Below are 16852 nucleotides of genomic sequence, written 5' to 3' on the forward strand. Positions count from 1 at the left end.
TCTGTGAGATTGGAAACCTGCTGCTGCCCGCCTGAAACACGAGCTGTTTGCGCCATACCATAACGGAAAAGCGGGCAGCGCGTAAGCCTGTGTGTGACGCACTGCGCGTTTTTCAGCCGGAGGCTCAGCGTGGCGTGAAGCGATAACGCGTCACGGATTCCCAGCGATCTCCCGGCTGCAGCCAGCAATCAGGCTGAGGCCACTCAGCATGATTGGGCGAATCCGGTAAAAATTCACTCTCCAGCGCAATACCCTGAAATGCAGTATAGCTCCCCTGCTCACGGGCACGGGTGCCCGCCAGGTAGTTGCCGGAGTAGAACTGCAACGCCGGTGCCGAGGTGGTTACGCTGAGCTGCAGTCTGCCATCTTCAGACCAGAGTTCTGCCGCAGGCTGACTGTCGTCGCCTGCGCTGTTGAGCAGAAACGCATGGTCATAGCCCTTCACCGCCCGCTGGTCGTCGTCTGCCAGAAACGCCTGCGCCACAACTCTGGCCTGACGGAAATCAAAACCGGACCCGGCGACGGCTTTCAGCGGCGCTTTGGGAATCCCTTCGCTGTCGACCGGCAGATAATGGTTGGCGTGCAGTTGTAAGCGATGCTGGCGGGCGTCGCCATGATGCGCATCAAGGTTAAAGTAGGCGTGATTAGTCAGATTCACCGGGCAGGGCTGATCGCAGCGCGCTTCGTAGCTGATGCTCAGGCAGTTCTGGTCATCCAGTTGATAACGCAGATCGGCAATCAGATTGCCGGGATAGCCCTGATCGCCATCAGGCGAATCGATGCGGTAGTGCACTTCGTTGTCTGACTGGCTGACAATCTGCCAGCGGCGTTTATCAAAGCCTTCTGGTCCGCCATGCAGCTGATGAGCGCCCTGATTAGGCACCAGCTGGCGGTTCAGTTTGTTGAGTTTTGCCCCCGCGATGCGGTTAGCGTAACGGCCCACCGTGGCACCCAGATAAGCATCCTGATGCAGATAGTCAGAGGGCGTAGCGCAGCCGAGCAATGCTTCACGCACCGTGCCATCCTGCATCGGTACGCGGGCTGAGAGCCAGGTCGCGCCCCAGTCCATAAACGTGGCCAGCATGCCGTTGGCATTGCGCAGCACCGTTATGCGCCACGGCTGACCGTCGGGCGCATGGGAGTTGACATCTTTCAGCATTGACCGGCTCCTTCAGAAGCTTTGCAAACGTAAAAGGTCTCTTTAATGCCGGTCTGCGCTTCATACTGCTCCGCGACGGCAGCTTTGACCTGATCGACCAGATCCAGCGGCATCAGGGCAACAATGCAGCCGCCAAAGCCGCCGCCTGTCATGCGAACGCCACCACGCTCACCGATCTGCGCTTTCACAATCTCAACCAGGGTATCGATCGGGGGCACGGTGATTTCAAAATCGTCACGCATAGACGCGTGCGATTCCGCCATCAGCTGACCCATACGCGTCAGGTCGCCCTGGGTCAGCGCATCGGCCGCTTCCAGCGTACGGGCGTTTTCGGTCAGGACGTGACGCACCCGTTTTGCCACCTGCGGGTCGAGCTGCGCTTGCGCCGCTTCAAACTCAGACAGTTGGACGTCTCGCAGCGCCTTCTTTTTGAAGAATCGCGCGCCCGCTTCACATTGCTCACGGCGGGTGTTGTATTCGCTCCCGACCAGGGTACGACGGAAGTTGGAGTTGATGATCACCACTGCGATATCTTCCGGCATCGACACCGGACGCGTGCCCAGGGTGCGGCAGTCGAGGAGCATAGCGTGATCTTTCTGGCCCAGCGCTGAGATCAGCTGATCCATGATGCCGCAGTTACAGCCGACGAACTGGTTTTCTGCCTCCTGACCATTAACCGCAATCGCCGCCCCATCCAGCGGCAGATTATAGAGTTGCTGCACCACGGTGCCGACCGCCACTTCCAGCGAAGCAGATGAGCTGAGGCCCGCGCCCTGTGGCACGTTACCGCTGATCACCATATCGATGCCGCCGAAATCGGCATGACGCTGCTGCAGATGTTTTACCACCCCGCGCACATAGTTGGCCCACATCGGTTCCTGCACGCTGACAATCTCTTCATCCAGCGAGAAGGTGTCCTGCGCATTTTCATAATCCGCAGCGACCACCCGAATCTGACGATCGTCCCGGCGGGCACAGGCGATTACCGTCTGATAATCGATGGCGCACGGCAGCACAAAGCCATCGTTATAGTCGGTATGCTCGCCAATCAGGTTAACGCGGCCCGGTGCCTGAATGGTATGCGTGGCGGCGTAACCGAAGGTGTCAGAGAAAAGCTGCTGCGTGATGGTTTTTAAGCTCATTATTGTGCCTCACGGAAGTGAACATCGCTGACAGAACGCAGACGTTCCGCCGCCTGTTCCGCCGTTAAATCGCGTTGGGTTTCGGCCAGCATTTCATAGCCAACCATAAATTTACGTACCGTTGCTGAGCGCAGCAGCGGCGGATAGAAGTGCGCATGCAGCTGCCAGTGATCGTTGGCTTCGCCGTTAAACGGCGCGCCATGCCAGCCCATTGAGTAGGGGAATGCGCACTGGAACAGGTTGTCGTAGCGACTGGTCAGCCGCTTCAGCGCCAGCGCCAGGTCGGTCCGTTGCGCCGCATTGAGGTCGGTAATACGTCTGACGTGTGCTTTGGGCAACAGCAGGGTTTCAAACGGCCAGGCGGCCCACCAGGGCACGACCGCCAGCCAGTGATCGGTTTCCACCACGGTGCGGCTGCCATCCTGCTGCTCGCGTGCCAGATAATCGACCAGCATCGGCGAGCCATGTTCAGCGAAATAGTCGCGCTGATGATTATCTTCGCGCTGCGCTTCATTTGGCAGGAAGCTGTTGGCCCAGATCTGACCATGCGGATGCGGGTTAGAGCAGCCCATCGCCGCGCCTTTGTTCTCAAACACTTGCACCCACGGATAGTGCTGACCCAGATCGGCCGTCTGCGCCTGCCAGGTGCGCACGACCTCTTCCAGGGCATTCAGTGACATCTCTGGCAGGGTTTTGCTGTGATCGGGTGAGAAGCAGATGACCCGACTGGTGCCGCGTGCACTTTCACAACGCATCAGCACATCGTCGCTCTCGGGCGCGTCAGGCGTATCGGTCATCAGCGCAGCAAAGTCATTGGTAAAGACGTACGTGCCAGGATAGTCCGGGTTTTTATCGCCGGTGATGCGGGTGTTGCCGGCACACAGGAAGCAGTCCGGATCATGCGCCGGTAAGGTATTGACCGTCGGGGTTTCCTGCGCGCCCTGCCACGGACGTTTGGCCCGATGAGGTGAAACTAAAATCCATTGATCAATCAGTGGATTGTAACGGCGATGCGGGTGATCGACCGGGTTGAATTTTTCCATGTGAGATCCTGGTAAGCGTCAAAAGCCAAAGAGGCATCGGTAAAAAGTAGCACATCATCGCGCCTGAAAGCGTGATCAAGTCTGGATAAATGGTATCGCTTACACAAGCTGAATATTCTTATTCCGTGGCATTGTGTGCGATGACATGGAGTAAAAGGTGGGGTGCTTAATGGTATCGCTTACACAAGAGTGAATCAGAACGCCGCAGCGATGGCGGCGGCGGCGGACGAAGCGGCGAGGGAGAATTAGTGCAGCGTTTCCTGCTGATAGTGATAGCCGCCCTCAAAGGCAATAAAGCTCAGGCGATGCGTGATGCAGGCGGGCGCATCTTCGGCATGATGCGAAACAAACAGCAGCTGAGTGCGTCCTTCGCCAATCAACACATCGACAAAGCGCCGCACCAGCTGGCGGTTAATCGGGTCAAGTCCCTGGAGCGGCTCATCCAGAATCAGCAGCGTCGGATGCTTAACCAGCGCGCGGGCAATCAGCACCAGCCGCTGCTGTCCCCAGGAGAGCGAGTGGAATGGCGCATCAGCCTGTCCGTTATCCATCCCCAGCAGCGCCAGCCACTGCTGCGCCAGCGCTTTCTGCCGGTCAGACGCCGCCTGATAGAGACCAATGGAGTCGAAGAAACCCGACAGGATCACTGTCCGCACATTAGTGCTGACGCGGTAATCAAGATGCAGACTGCTGCTGACATAGCCAATATGCTGCTTAATATCCCAGATGGTTTCGCCACTGCCGCGACGGCGGCCAAACAGGGTTAAATCATTGCTGTAGCCCTGGGGATGATCGCCGGTCACCAGACTTAGCAGGGTCGATTTCCCTGCGCCGTTCGGGCCGGTGATCTGCCAGTGCTCGCCTGCGTTAACCTGCCAGTTCAGCCCCTTTATCACAGGCCGATCGTTGTACGAGACGGTGCCGTTGCGCAGAATAACGCGCGGCGCATCATCTGCCAGTGAGGGCAGCTGATCCGGTGCATCCGCTTCAGGTAATGCCATGCCCATCAGCTGTTCACTGTGTGCCAGCTGCGCCACCAGCGCTTCCATTAAGATGGTCTGGCGCGGCCCGCTGTGGGTGAGGGTACACTCCGCCAGCACGCCAATCTGCTGAATGAAATCAGGAATATCGTCAAAGCGATTAAGCACCAGCACCAGGGTAAACGCCGGCTGCTGCAGGCTGCGCAGCGTGTCGGTCAGGCTGGCGCGCGATGCCACATCCAGACCGTCAAACGGCTCATCCAGAATCAGCAAATCTGGCTGTTTCATCAGTGCCTGACAGAGCAGGGTTTTTCGGGTTTCGCCGGTAGAGAGATATTTGAAGCGGCGTGACAACAGCGGTTCGATGCCGAACTGCTGTGCCAGTTGACTGCAACGATCGGGCTGCTGCACCTCCGACTGGATCACCTCTGCCACGGTCAGCCCGGTATCTTCTTCACCTTCGCTGAGCATATCGGTGTTGTTGCGCTGCCACTCCTGTGCCACCAGCATTTGTAATTGCTCCAGCGACAGCCGGACCGGTCGTCTGAAATCGCTGCTGACTGAACCGGACAGCGGCGGCAGTTCGCCGGAGAGTGCGCGCGCCAGCGATGATTTACCGCTGCCGTTGGCACCGACAAAGGCCCAGCTTTCGCCGCGCTGCAATTCCACCTGATTCAGGTTTAGTATCCGGGTCTCGCTGAGACGAAAGGTGCTTTGCGAAATGTGCAATGAAGCCATGTTCTGTTCCATTTTTTGCATCGTGTCACTGAGTTGTAATCATTGACCGTAATGAAGTCAAATCAACGGCTAGAGCAGGGTGGCAACGATGGCGTTTTCGGCATTGAAACTGGCGATGACCGCATCGCCGGACTGCAGTTTCAGCTGCCGGAGCTGATCGTTGCTCAGCGTGGCGCACAGCGTTTCGCCGCTGGCGAGCTGCATCAACACTTCACTCATCTGCTCGCCGGGTTCGATGGCACTGACCGTGGCTGCCAGCTGATTGTCTTCCTCTGCGGCATCTCGACTGATGCGGATCCACGGTGCCTTGACAAGCACCAACACCTCTTTACCCGCGGCCAGTTGCAGACGATCGGCACTGCGCTGGGTCAGTGCCACGCTGAGCTGCGTGACGCCATCAGCCAGTTGAATCATCAGATGCTGAACCACCCGTTTCGCATCGTTGCTCACCACGGTGCCAAACAGTTGATTACGGGCGCTGGTCTGCAGAGAGAAGCGGGCGATGGCTGCCAGCATACTGTCGAGCGGCAGCGTATCCTGCTGCAGTGCATCAAAGGCTTTCTGCTGGATCTGCTCCATTAGCTGAAACAGCTGAATCAGGCGTTCACCGTAGCGAGTCAGCGTCGCACCGCCGCCGCCTTTGCCGCCGGTGGCGCGCGCTACCAGCGTTTCGTCCGCCATCTGGTTCATCTCATTAATCGCATCCCAGGCGCTTTTGTAGCTGATGCCAGCCAGTTTTGCCCCCTGGCTGATTGACCCGGTCTGTTGTACGCGTTTCAACAGCTCAATACGCCGCGGATCGGCAAACAGTTTCTGTTGTAAACGGATATGAAGGGACAGTTCGGCTTCCATGACAGCTCCGGCAAAGGGTTAAGGCGAAGGTCGATGATAGCGGCGTTTTGTGACCAAAGTAAAAGCACGAAAAGGGCTGCGCAAAATTTTCCTGACCCGTTACAATCACTTTTTTTGTTAGCAGAGTGAGACTCTCCATGCTGGAATTACTGAAAAGCCTCGCCGTAGCCGTACTGATGGTTCCTGTGGTGATGGCGCTCATGCTGGGTATGATTTATGGCCTGGGTGAAGTGTTTAACGTCATTTCTAAATTTGGTCATCGCGAAAAATCCTCAGCCCGTTCGCACCATTGATTCCTGCCACGCCCGCCATCCGTGCGGGCGTGGTCGTTTTTGCCTCGCCCCGATTCAACCTTTTGTTCCTCCTGCCGATAATTTACTAAACCTCCCTGACATTGCGTTATATTATCCGCTACACAACGAATAGCCGGAGAAGATCATGTCATTTAAACACTATCGCTGGGGCGCAGCGGCGCTGATCACCGTTTCGCTGGCCGGGCAGGCTGTGGCCGCCGACAACATTACCGTGTTTGCTGCGGCTTCACTGACCAACGCGATGCAGGATATCGCCAGCCGGTATAAGCAGGAAAAGGGGGTAACGATCATCTCCTCATTTGCCTCCTCTTCAACGCTGGCGCGGCAGATTGAGCAGGGTGCGCCTGCTGACCTGTTTATCTCTGCCGATCAACAGTGGATGGATGATGCGGTAGCGAAAAAAAGTGTGATCACCAGCAGCCGCTATACCCTGCTGGGCAACGATCTGGTGCTGATTGCGCCTCGCAGTGCCGCAGCAAAAGCGGTGACGCTGGACCCGCAGACCGACTGGAAAACACTGCTGCGCGGTGAACGTCTGGCGGTCGGCGATCCGGACCACGTTCCGGCGGGTATTTACGCCAAAGAGGCGCTGCAAAAGCTGGGCGCCTGGCAGAGCGTTGCGCCTGTGTTAGCGCCAGCCAATAACGTGCGGGCGGCGCTGGCGCTGGTCGAGCGCAATGAAACGCCTTATGGCATTGTCTACGGTTCCGACGCGGTCGCCAGCGACAAAGTGCAGGTAGTCGGGCGTTTTCCGGCAACCAGTCATAAACCTGTGGAATATCCGATGGCGATCGTGAACGATCACGATAACAGTGTCGTTAAAGCGTTTTATGATTACCTGAAAGGGCCGCAGGCCGCGGCGATCTTCAAACACTACGGATTCACACCGACGAAATGATACTCAGCGATCCCGAATGGCAGGCGGTACTGCTCAGCCTTAAAGTCTCTGGCATAGCCGTGCTTGGCAGTCTGCCGTTTGGCATCCTGATGGCCTGGATTCTGGTGCGCTGCCGTTTTCCTGGCAAAGCGCTGCTGGACAGCCTGATCCATCTGCCACTGGTGCTGCCGCCAGTGGTGGTGGGTTATCTGCTGCTGATTAGCCTTGGCCGGCGCGGCATTATCGGCGAAAAGCTGTTTGACTGGTTTGGTTTCAGCTTTGCCTTTAGCTGGCGCGGTGCCGCACTGGCTTCTGCCGTCATCGCCTTTCCGTTAATGGTGCGGGCCATCCGCTTGGCGCTGGAGGCAGTGGATATGCGGCTGGAGCAGGCGGCGCGCACGCTGGGCGCCGGACGCTGGCGGGTATTTTTTACCATTACGCTGCCGCTGACGTTGCCAGGCATAATTGTCGGGACGGTGCTCGCTTTTGCCCGATCGCTGGGTGAATTCGGGGCCACCATCACCTTTGTTTCCAATATCCCCGGCGAGACGCGCACGCTTCCACTGGCGATGTTTACCCTGATAGAGACGCCCGGCGCGGAAGGGGCAGCGGCGCGTCTCTGCGTCATCGCGATCGTGCTGGCGCTGGCGTCACTGCTGGCGTCGGAATGGCTGGCACGCGCAGGCCGTAAGCGGATGGGAAACTGATGCTATCACTCAACTTTATGCAGCAGCAGGGCAATCACCAGCTGGAGGTCGACCTGCAGATCCCAGCCAAAGGGATCACCGCTATTTTTGGTGTGTCCGGCGCTGGTAAAACCTCGCTGATCAACGCGATCAGCGGACTGACCCAGCCGCAGCGTGGACGAATCCAGCTAAACGATCGTCTGTTGTTTGATGCAGAGCAGAAGATTGCGCTGCCGCCGGAAAAACGGCGTATCGGTTATGTGTTTCAGGACGCGCGACTGTTTCCGCACTATCGGGTCCGTGGCAACCTGCAATATGGCATGGCCCCGGCGATGAAAGCGCAGTTCGATAGCCTGGTCTCACTGCTGGGTCTGGAGGCGCTGTTGCCGCGCTTTCCGCTGTCGTTGTCGGGCGGTGAAAAACAGCGGGTAGCGATTGGCCGGGCGCTGCTGACCGCACCGGATATGCTGCTACTGGATGAGCCGCTGGCGTCGCTGGATCTGCCGCGCAAACGAGAATTGATGCCGTATCTGCAAACGCTGGCGAAGCAGGTCGAGATTCCGATGCTTTACGTCTCGCACAGTCTGGAGGAGATCCTGCAACTGGCTGATAACGTACTGGTGCTGGATGCGGGCAAGGTCAAAGCCTTTGGTCCGCTGGAACGGGTCTGGAGCAGCAGCGCGATGCGGCCGTGGTTGCCGGTGAGCGAACTGACCAGCGTGCTGCGGGTGCAGGTGCTGGAGCAGCATCCCGACTATCCGATGACCGCGCTGTCGCTGGGGGATCAGCACATCTGGGTCAGCCGGGTGAATCAGCCGATTAAAACCCCATTGCGTATTCGCATCGCCTCGGCCGATGTCTCGCTGGCGCTGCAACCGCCGCACAATAGCTCCATCCGCAACATTTTACCGGCACAGGTGGTGGAATTGCTGGAGGTCGGGGATCAGGTTGAGGTGAAGCTGCGCATCGGCATTAGCGAACTCTGGGCGCGCATCACGCCGTGGGCGCGCGATGAGCTGGGCATCCGGCCTGATCAGTGGCTCTATGCCCAGATTAAAAGCGTCTCCGTCACGCCCTGATTACAACACGTACTGATAGAGGGTATCGGCAATACCGGTTTCAAGGTTGGTGCCGATCACCTTTTTCGCCCGCGCTTTAATCGCCTCATCGGCATTCCCCATCGCGACACCCAGCCCAGCCGTTTCCAGCATGCTAAGATCGTTATAGTTATCACCGAATGCGATCACATCAGACATATTCAGCCCCAGTGATTCGACCCACTGCGCCAGCCGCTTGCCTTTACTGTTGCCGCCTTTAGCGATATCAACCTGATCGTGCCACGACCACTCGCAGGCCAGTCCCAGTTCCGCTTCCACACGGGTGGCGAATTGCTGCAGTGCCGGGATGTTGTCGTGCGACAGGGCAAACTTCCAGATCGAACCGGCGTCACGCGCCGCCTGGGCTAAGTCGGGCACCTGACGGAATAACGGGCGCTGGTGGACGGGCAGCGATTCTGCCCACTTCAGCGTGCGCGTCACGTGTCCGGTCGGCGTCTGATAGAGCATCGCATCATCCACGTAGAGCAACCCATGAATCTGCTGCTGGTTCAGCATCTCAATCACCTGTAACGCCCGCTGCGGGTCGAGGGGATCGGACGCCAGCACCCTTTTTGTCTGGTAATCATACAAATAGGTGCCATTACAGCAGATTGCGGGTGTATCCAGTTGTAACGCCTGATAAAAAGGATGGATGGCGCAGTGATGGCGTCCGGTCACGATAGCGACATGAACGCCCGCCTGGCGTGCCTGGTTTAGCGCTTCGATTGACTGCGGCAGAATCGTTTTGGCTGGGGTCAGCAGCGTGCCGTCGAGGTCGAGGGCAATTACACGGTAGTTCATTTATCCTCTCGTTTTTCCAGGTTTGCAGGGGCCAAAGTCTACACCTGACCATGGCCCGCAGACAAAAAACAGGGCACAAATGATTCCAGCGTGGGGCAATAAAACGCGCTACAGTGATTGACAGATCATGATCAGGCAGCAAAAAAGGAGAATGCATGAAACAAGTTGTCTACACCGCCAGTCCCGAGAGTCAGCAGATTCATGTCTGGCAGATGAATGATGAGGGTGGGCTGACGTTGCTTCAGGTGACCGATGTCGCCGGCCAGGTTCAGCCGATGGTGGTGAGTCCGAAACACGATTTTCTCTATGTCGGTGTACGCCCCAATTTTCGCGTGCTGGCGTTTCGCATTGCCGCCGATGGCACGCTGACCGAAGCGGGTCAGGCACCGTTGCCTGGCAGCCCGACCCACATTTCTACCGATCGTGAGGGCAGGTTCCTGTTCTGCGGTTCCTACAACGATGCCTGCGTCAGCGTCAGCCCGATTGGCGACGACGGCATTCCGCAGGTCCCGCTGCAGGTGATTAACGGACTGGATGGCTGTCACTCTGCCAATATCGACACTGACAATAAGACGCTCTATGTGCCGGCACTGAAGCAGGACCGTATCTGCCTGTTTGCGCTGGGCGCAGACGGTCAACTGACGCCGCGTAAACAGGCGCAGGTCACGACGGTAGAAGGCGCAGGCCCACGTCACATGCAGTTCCATCCAGGCGGCCAGTATGCTTACTGCGTAAACGAGCTCGACAGCACGGTTGAGGTTTGGGCATTAAATACGGGTGAAGGCGAAGCAGAAAGCGTGCAGACACTGGATATGATGCCGCCCGACTTCAGTGGCACGCGCTGGGCAGCGGATATTCATCTGACGCCGGATGGCCGTTTCCTCTATGCCTGCGATCGCACCAGCAGCACCCTGGCCGTCTTCAGCGTCAGCGAATTGGGCGACGAGCTGAACCTGGAAGGGTTTCAGCCGACCGAAACGCAGCCGCGCGGGTTCAATATCGATCACAGCGGACGCTATCTGGTGGCGGCGGGACAGAAATCTCATCACATCGAAGTTTATGCGATTACCGAACCGAAAGGGCTGTTACAGCCGCGGGGACGTTATGCAGTAGGGCAGGGCCCGATGTGGGTTGTGATTCATCAGTTACAGGCGTAACCCACTACGAAAAACGCCTTTCCTGACCAGGAGAGGTGTGAGAGTGTTGACGAAGTCTGCCACGGCCAGCGGTGAGATCGTGCAGAGACAAGGAACAGCGTCAGAGGGGAAAGAGGCAAAAACCGCCATCCATGGCACGCTCGGCCCCCGCGATTACGCACCTCATCCCTGAGGTGCGCCCGTAGCCGGGCCAACGCTTTGCGTTGTTCAAAAACGCTTCCGGCGTTTTTGTCCCTGGGCGCGGGACACTTTCCTCCTCTGACGCTGTTCCCTGTGATTTGAGCTAATGCGTTGCTGCCAGGTCACCCAGCCCTGGGTTTGTCAGCAGTCTGGCGTGCGGAATTACTGATAATTCACGGTCAGCGAGGCGTTCGCCAGGATGTGGAAATGCACATTAAAGCCGACCATTGCGCCACTGGCGCCTTCATCCACCTCAATCGCCTCCACATCCAGTGCATGCACGGTGAAAATGTAGCGATGGGTTTCGCCCGGTGGCGGAGCCGCGCCACCGTAGCCCGCCTGACCGAAATCGGTACGGGTCTGGACAGCGCCTGCTGGCAGCGACGCTTTGCCGGAACCGGCACCCTGCGGCAGCGACGTGGTGCTGGCCGGAATGTTCGCCACCACCCAGTGCCACCAGCCGGAACCGGTCGGGGCATCAGGATCGTAGCAGGTCACCACAAAACTTTTGGTGCCTTCTGGTGCCGCTTCCCAGGCCAGATGGGGAGAGATATTCTCGCCCTGATAACCCATGCCGTTGAAAACATGCTTTTCTGGCATCTTCTCGCCGTCATTAAAATCCTGACTAAAAACGCGCATCACATCTCCTTAATTGCCGATGAATAGCTTTTCATCATAACCAAAAGCGTCGTCAGTGCCAGCGGTCAGCCCGCCTCAGGCGGCAAAATGTTGAGAATGCGCCAGTGCGCCAGCAATCGCCTGCACCAGTTTGCTTAGCGCCTGGGGCGTGATGATGTAGGGCGGCATCAGGTAGATCAGCCGGCCAAAAGGCCGAATCCAGACGCCCTGTTCCACAAAGAACTGCTGCAGCGCCGCCATGTTGACCATCTGATGGGTTTCCACCACGCCAATCGCACCCAGCACGCGCACATCGGCCACCTGCGGTGCCGCCCGCAGCGGCAGCAGCTCAGCACGCAGTTGCTGTTCGATCGCGGGCACCTGACGCTGCCAGTGACCTTCCCCCAGCATACTCAGGCTCTCCGCCGCCACCGCACAGGCCAGCGGATTGCCCATAAAGGTCGGGCCATGCATAAAACAGCCCGCCGCACTGCGGCTAATGGTATCCGCGACCTCGCGGGTGGTCAGGGTTGCCGCTAGCGTCATCATGCCGCCGGTCAACGCTTTACCGACGCAAAGAATATCCGGGGTGATGCCTGCGTGTTCACAGGCAAAGAGTCTGCCGGTTCGGCCAAAGCCGCTGGCAATCTCATCCGCTATCAGCAGCACGCCATAGTGGTCGCACGCCTCCCGTACCTGCTGCAGATAGCGTGGATGGTAGAAACGCATGCCGCCCGCACCCTGCACAATCGGCTCCAGAATCACCGCCGCCAGTTGATGGTGATGCTTGTCAATCTGTCGGGCGAAATCATCGAAATCATGGCTATCCCACTCATCATCGAAGCCACAGGCCGGGGCCGCCGCGAAATGGTGCTCGGGCAGATAGCCGCGCCACAGGCTGTGCATTGAGTTCTCAGGATCGCACACCGACATTGCTGCAAAGGTATCGCCGTGATAGCCGCGTTTCAGCGTCAGAAACTGCTGGCGTGTCTCGCCACGACCCAGCCAGTATTGCAGCGCCATCTTCATCGACACTTCCACTGCCACCGAGCCGGAATCGGCCAGGAAGACGCACTCCAGCGCCTCGGGCGTCATTGCCACCAACTGACGGCAGAGCGCCACCGCCGCCGGATGGGTAATGCCGCCGAACATCACGTGCGACATCTGCGTGACCTGCTCTGTCAGCACCCGGTTCAGGCGCGGATGGTTGTAGCCGTGGATCGCCGCCCACCATGAGGACATCCCATCCACCAGCTCACGGCCATCGGCCAGTTTCAGCTGAAAACCCTGAGCGGCAACCACGGGATAGCAGGGCAGCGGATCCTGCATGGAGGTATAGGGATGCCAGATATGCTGGCGGTCAAAATGGCGATCTTCTGAGGAGAAAACGGGGAGAGTCATCGGAGTTGTAAACCAAAATAAAAAAATATAGTTTACAAGTATACCCCTGCTTTTCGTCGGGATGACACCCTTTTCTGGAGTAAGTAATGGCTCAACGCTGGACAATTGCACAGGCGCAAGCGCTGTTTGATCACCCTTTTCTTGAACTGATGTTTAAAGCACAGCAGGTGCATCGTCAGCACTTCGATCCGCGCCAGGTGCAGGTCAGTACGCTACTGTCGATTAAAACCGGCGCCTGCCCGGAAGATTGTAAATACTGCCCGCAGAGTGCGCGCTACAAGACCGGCCTGGAGTCGGAACGGTTGATGGAAGTGGAGGAGGTGCTGACCTCCGCGCGTCAGGCCAAAGCCGCCGGTTCAACCCGTTTCTGCATGGGTGCCGCCTGGAAAAATCCTCACGAGCGCGACATGCCTTATCTGGAAAAGATGGTCGAAGGCGTGAAGGCGATGGGCATGGAAACCTGCATGACGCTCGGTACCCTCAGCGAACAACAGGCGCAGCGACTGGCGGGTGCAGGTCTCGATTTCTACAACCATAACCTGGACACCTCACCGGAATTCTATGGCTCCATCATTACCACCCGCAGCTATCAGGAACGGCTGGATACATTGGGCAAAGTGCGTGACGCCGGGATCAAAGTCTGTTCCGGTGGGATTGTCGGCCTGGGCGAAACCGTAAACGACCGCGCCGGTCTGCTGGTGCAGTTAGCCAATCTGCCGACGCCACCGGAGAGCGTGCCGATCAATATGCTGGTCAAGGTGAAGGGCACGCCGCTGGCTGATAACGATGACGTCGAACCGTTCGATTTTATCCGCACCATCGCGGTGGCGCGCATCATGATGCCAACCTCACATGTGCGCCTCTCAGCGGGCCGCGAACAGATGAGTGAGCAAACCCAGGCGATGTGCTTTATGGCCGGGGCAAACTCGATTTTCTACGGCTGCAAACTGCTGACCACGCCAAATCCGGAAGAGGATAACGATCGGGTGCTGTTTCGCAAACTGGGGCTGAATCCGGAAGCTGTTCACACCCAACACGGCGATGAGCAGCAGGCGCAGCAACTCAGCGAGCAGCTATTCCATGCCGACACTGAACAGTTCTACAACGCGGCGCTGTAATGAGCTGGCAGCAACGTATCCAGCAGTCGCTGGCGCAGCGCCGTGCGGCCGATGGCTGGCGGCAGCGTCGGGTCATTGATCAGCAATCGACCCGCACACTGCAGAGTGGCGGCCGGGGTTATCTCCACTTCTCCAGTAATGATTATCTCGGCTTAACCCGGCATCCGGCGGTGATCGCCGGCTGGCAACAAGGCGCGACGCTGGCGGGGGCGGGGGCGGGTGCTTCGGGACATGTCACCGGCTATCACCGTCAGCACGCCGATCTTGAAGTGCAGCTTGCCGACTGGCTTGGCTACGACCGTGCGCTGCTGTTTATCTCCGGCTTTGCGGCTAATCAGGCGGTGATTCATCTGCTGGGCGAGAAAAACGATCGTATCCTGGCCGATAAACTCAGCCATGCCTCGCTGCTCGACGCTGCCAGCCATAGCCCGGCGCAACTGCGACGTTTCAGCCACAACGCACCGGAGAGCCTGGCGGCGCGGCTCGCCTCATCCTGCGAGGGCGAAACGCTGGTGGTGACAGAGGGAATTTTTAGCATGGATGGCGACAGTGCGCCGCTGGCCGCTCTGGCGCAACAGACGCGGCAGGCTGAGGGCTGGCTGCTGGTGGATGATGCGCACGGCATCGGCGTGGTGGGTGAGCAGGGGCGCGGCAGCTGCTGGCAGCAGGGCGTTAAACCGGAACTGCTGGTGGTCACCTTTGGCAAAGCCTTTGGCGTCAGTGGCGCGGCGCTGCTCTGCGACGCGGCTACCGCTGACTATTTCCTGCAGTTCAGCCGGCATCTGATCTACTCCACCGCGATGCCCGCGGCGCAGGCCACCGCGCTGCAGGCGGCGCTGCACGAGGTCCGGCAGGGCGATGGGTTGCGCCAGCAACTGCAGCAGAACATCCAGCATTTCCGGCGCGGCGCGGCCTCGCTGCCGTGGCAGTTGATGGACTCCGCCAGCGCGATTCAGCCGCTGCTGGTAGGCGAAAATGGTGATGCGATGGTGCTATCTCAGCGGCTGGCTGAGGCAGGCTGCTGGGTTAGTGCGATACGGCCACCCACCGTACCGCCGGGGACAGCCCGGCTGCGCATCACCCTGACCGCGGTGCATCGCCCTGAAGATATCGATCTGCTACTGGAGGCGCTGCATGACGCTGCGGGTTGACAAGCAGGCCGTAGCACGCGCTTTTGGCCGGGCGGCCTGCCATTACGATGCCCATGCTGCGCTGCAACGCCTCAGCGGCGATGCCTTGCTGGCACAGGCACCCGTGCACAGCGGTCTTCAACTGCTGGATGCCGGCTGCGGCACCGGCTGGTACAGCAGGCTGTGGCGTGAGCGGGGCAAACAGGTCACGGCACTGGATCTCTCTTTGCAGATGCTGCAACAGGCACGGGCCAACAACGTGGCGCAGCACTATCTGGCGGGTGACATCGACGCGCTGCCGCTGGCGGATAACACGATTGATCTGGTGTGGAGCAACCTGGCGGTGCAGTGGAGTGAGGATCTGCCTCGTGCGCTGGGCCAGTTCCGTCGCGTGCTGCGTCCCACGGGCACGCTGCTGTTTTCTACGCTGGGCGATGGTTCGCTGCACGAGGTTCATGAAGCCTGGTCTCATCTGGATGCATTACCCCACGCTAACCGCTTTCTCAGCGAGCCGCAGATTGCGGCAGCCTGCCACGCACAGCAATTGCGCTGCACGTCAGAGTGGGTGACCCTGCATTTTCCCGATGCGCTCAGCGCCATGCGTTCCCTGAAGGGGATTGGTGCGACCCATCTGCACGAGGGGCGCGAAGGGCAGGTCCTGACCCGGCCACGGCTTAACCAGTTAGAGGCTCACTGGCCGCGCGATCGGCACGGCTATCGCCTGAGTTACCATTTAATTTATGGAGTAAGTGCATCATGAAACGCTTGTTTATCACCGGTACCGACACCGAAGTCGGTAAAACTGTGGCCAGCGGCGCACTGTTGCAGGCGGCGGCTGCCGCAGGCTATCGCTGTGCGGGCTATAAACCGGTTGCTTCGGGCTGTGAGATGACGGCAGAAGGCATTCGCAACAGTGATGCGCTCGCGCTGCAGCGCTACAGCAGCGTGCCGTTAAGTTATCAGCGGGTCAATCCGCTGGCGTTTAGCGAACCGACGTCGCCGCATATCGTCAGCGCTGAAGAGGGCAGGCCGATCACGCATCTGGCACTGTCGGCAGGTCTGGCCGCGCTGGAGCCGCTGGCAGACTGGATTCTGGTAGAGGGCGCAGGCGGCTGGTACACCCCGCTGTCAGAGACGCACACCTTTGCGGACTGGGTTGTCAGCGAGCAGTTGCCGGTGATTCTGGTGGTGGGCATTAAGCTCGGCTGCATTAACCACGCCATGCTCACTGCAGAGGCGGTGCGTGCGTGCGGCCTGCCGCTAATAGGCTGGATTGCCAACACCGTTGAGCCACCAGGCAAACGTTATCAGGAATATCTCTCCAGCCTCAGACAGCGACTGCCTGCACCCTGCCTTGGCACAATTCCCTATCTCACCGATGCGACGCAGCAGGCGTCTTGTGGTCACTACCTGACGCTGCCTGAGTAAGCGCCTGGCCAACAGGCTATTTTATTTGTCAGTCTGAACCTGGGCGGTGCTCACAATCCTCACGTACTACCTGTACGTTTCGGTTGTTCCACGCTGTCCATGTCCAGACTGGCTGCAACCATTACGTCTGC

The 16852-nt window shown here is 58.8% G+C and carries 17 protein-coding genes; 9 read left to right on the forward strand and 8 right to left on the reverse strand.

The features are described from left to right. Positions 1–124: 124 nt before the first annotated feature. From galM to modE, 5 genes are all read right to left on the reverse strand, one after another. Positions 125–1159 carry a galactose-1-epimerase gene (galM, locus tag WFO64_RS01690; RefSeq protein WP_337008387.1) on the reverse strand — a complete coding sequence of 345 codons (1035 nt, stop codon included), beginning with the start codon at positions 1157–1159 and terminating at the stop codon, positions 125–127. Further along, positions 1153–2301 carry a galactokinase gene (galK, locus tag WFO64_RS01695; protein WP_337008389.1) on the reverse strand — a complete coding sequence of 383 codons (1149 nt, stop codon included), beginning with the start codon at positions 2299–2301 and terminating at the stop codon, positions 1153–1155. The genes galM and galK overlap by 7 nt, the downstream gene beginning before the upstream one ends. After that, positions 2301–3344 (reverse strand): galactose-1-phosphate uridylyltransferase, encoded by a 1044-nt coding sequence (gene galT, locus WFO64_RS01700; protein WP_337008391.1) that lies wholly within the window; start codon positions 3342–3344, stop codon positions 2301–2303. The genes galK and galT overlap by 1 nt, the downstream gene beginning before the upstream one ends. Before the next feature lie 245 nt (positions 3345–3589). Further along, on the reverse strand, positions 3590–5062 hold the full coding sequence (gene modF / locus WFO64_RS01705) for a molybdate ABC transporter ATP-binding protein ModF (protein ID WP_337008393.1): 1473 nt from the start codon (positions 5060–5062) through the stop codon (positions 3590–3592). A gap of 69 nt (positions 5063–5131) precedes the next feature. Beyond that, positions 5132–5914, reverse strand: coding sequence for a molybdenum-dependent transcriptional regulator (gene modE, locus WFO64_RS01710; RefSeq protein ID WP_337008395.1), 783 nt, complete (start codon positions 5912–5914; stop codon positions 5132–5134). A gap of 137 nt (positions 5915–6051) precedes the next feature. Between modE and WFO64_RS01715 the strand changes: the two genes are divergently transcribed. The 4 genes from WFO64_RS01715 to modC all read left to right on the forward strand — a co-directional run bounded on the left by WFO64_RS01715 (position 6052) and on the right by modC (position 8870). Further along, complete coding sequence (locus tag WFO64_RS01715; RefSeq protein ID WP_337008397.1) at positions 6052–6207, forward strand: AcrZ family multidrug efflux pump-associated protein; 156 nt, start codon at positions 6052–6054, stop codon at positions 6205–6207. 145 nt (positions 6208–6352) lie between these two features. Then, complete coding sequence (gene modA, locus WFO64_RS01720; RefSeq protein ID WP_337008399.1) at positions 6353–7126, forward strand: molybdate ABC transporter substrate-binding protein; 774 nt, start codon at positions 6353–6355, stop codon at positions 7124–7126. Beyond that, entirely contained in the window at positions 7123–7812 is a 690-nt protein-coding gene (gene modB / locus WFO64_RS01725; protein WP_337008401.1) for a molybdate ABC transporter permease subunit, read from the forward strand. Before modA ends, modB begins: the two co-directional genes overlap by 4 nt. After that, positions 7812–8870: a molybdenum ABC transporter ATP-binding protein ModC gene (gene modC / locus WFO64_RS01730; protein WP_337008403.1), complete on the forward strand. Its 1059-nt coding sequence runs from the start codon at positions 7812–7814 to the stop codon at positions 8868–8870. Before modB ends, modC begins: the two co-directional genes overlap by 1 nt. Here modC and WFO64_RS01735 read toward each other — a convergent pair whose 3' ends face one another. Next, a complete protein-coding gene (locus WFO64_RS01735) occupies positions 8871–9689 on the reverse strand; it encodes a pyridoxal phosphatase (protein WP_337008405.1) in 819 nt (272 codons plus the stop codon). A 155-nt stretch (positions 9690–9844) separates the two neighbouring features. On the opposite strand from WFO64_RS01735, the gene pgl reads away from it, so the two are divergent. Further along, positions 9845–10846, forward strand: a complete 1002-nt coding sequence (gene pgl, locus WFO64_RS01740; protein WP_337008407.1) for a 6-phosphogluconolactonase — start codon at positions 9845–9847, stop codon at positions 10844–10846. Between the two features lie 342 nt (positions 10847–11188). Here pgl and WFO64_RS01745 read toward each other — a convergent pair whose 3' ends face one another. Both WFO64_RS01745 and bioA read right to left on the reverse strand, forming a co-directional pair. Beyond that, positions 11189–11665: a kinase inhibitor gene (locus tag WFO64_RS01745; protein WP_337008409.1), complete on the reverse strand. Its 477-nt coding sequence runs from the start codon at positions 11663–11665 to the stop codon at positions 11189–11191. A 75-nt stretch (positions 11666–11740) separates the two neighbouring features. Beyond that, positions 11741–13045: an adenosylmethionine--8-amino-7-oxononanoate transaminase gene (bioA, locus tag WFO64_RS01750; protein ID WP_337008412.1), complete on the reverse strand. Its 1305-nt coding sequence runs from the start codon at positions 13043–13045 to the stop codon at positions 11741–11743. Positions 13046–13131: 86 nt separating this feature from the next. Between bioA and bioB the strand changes: the two genes are divergently transcribed. From bioB to bioD, 4 genes are read left to right on the forward strand one after another with little or no spacing between them, the layout of a single operon-like run. Further along, positions 13132–14163, forward strand: a complete 1032-nt coding sequence (gene bioB, locus WFO64_RS01755) for a biotin synthase BioB (RefSeq protein WP_337008414.1) — start codon at positions 13132–13134, stop codon at positions 14161–14163. Continuing rightward, a complete protein-coding gene (bioF, locus tag WFO64_RS01760; protein WP_337008416.1) occupies positions 14163–15314 on the forward strand; it encodes an 8-amino-7-oxononanoate synthase in 1152 nt (383 codons plus the stop codon). The genes bioB and bioF overlap by 1 nt, the downstream gene beginning before the upstream one ends. After that, positions 15298–16053 carry a malonyl-ACP O-methyltransferase BioC gene (bioC, locus tag WFO64_RS01765; RefSeq protein WP_337008417.1) on the forward strand — a complete coding sequence of 252 codons (756 nt, stop codon included), beginning with the start codon at positions 15298–15300 and terminating at the stop codon, positions 16051–16053. Before bioF ends, bioC begins: the two co-directional genes overlap by 17 nt. Beyond that, positions 16050–16721 (forward strand): dethiobiotin synthase, encoded by a 672-nt coding sequence (gene bioD / locus WFO64_RS01770; protein ID WP_337008418.1) that lies wholly within the window; start codon positions 16050–16052, stop codon positions 16719–16721. The genes bioC and bioD overlap by 4 nt, the downstream gene beginning before the upstream one ends. Positions 16722–16852: the final 131 nt, after the last annotated feature.

The sequence above is a fragment of the Pantoea sp. AS142 genome, from assembly GCF_037152305.1.
Classification (GTDB): Bacteria; Pseudomonadota; Gammaproteobacteria; order Enterobacterales; family Enterobacteriaceae; genus Pantoea.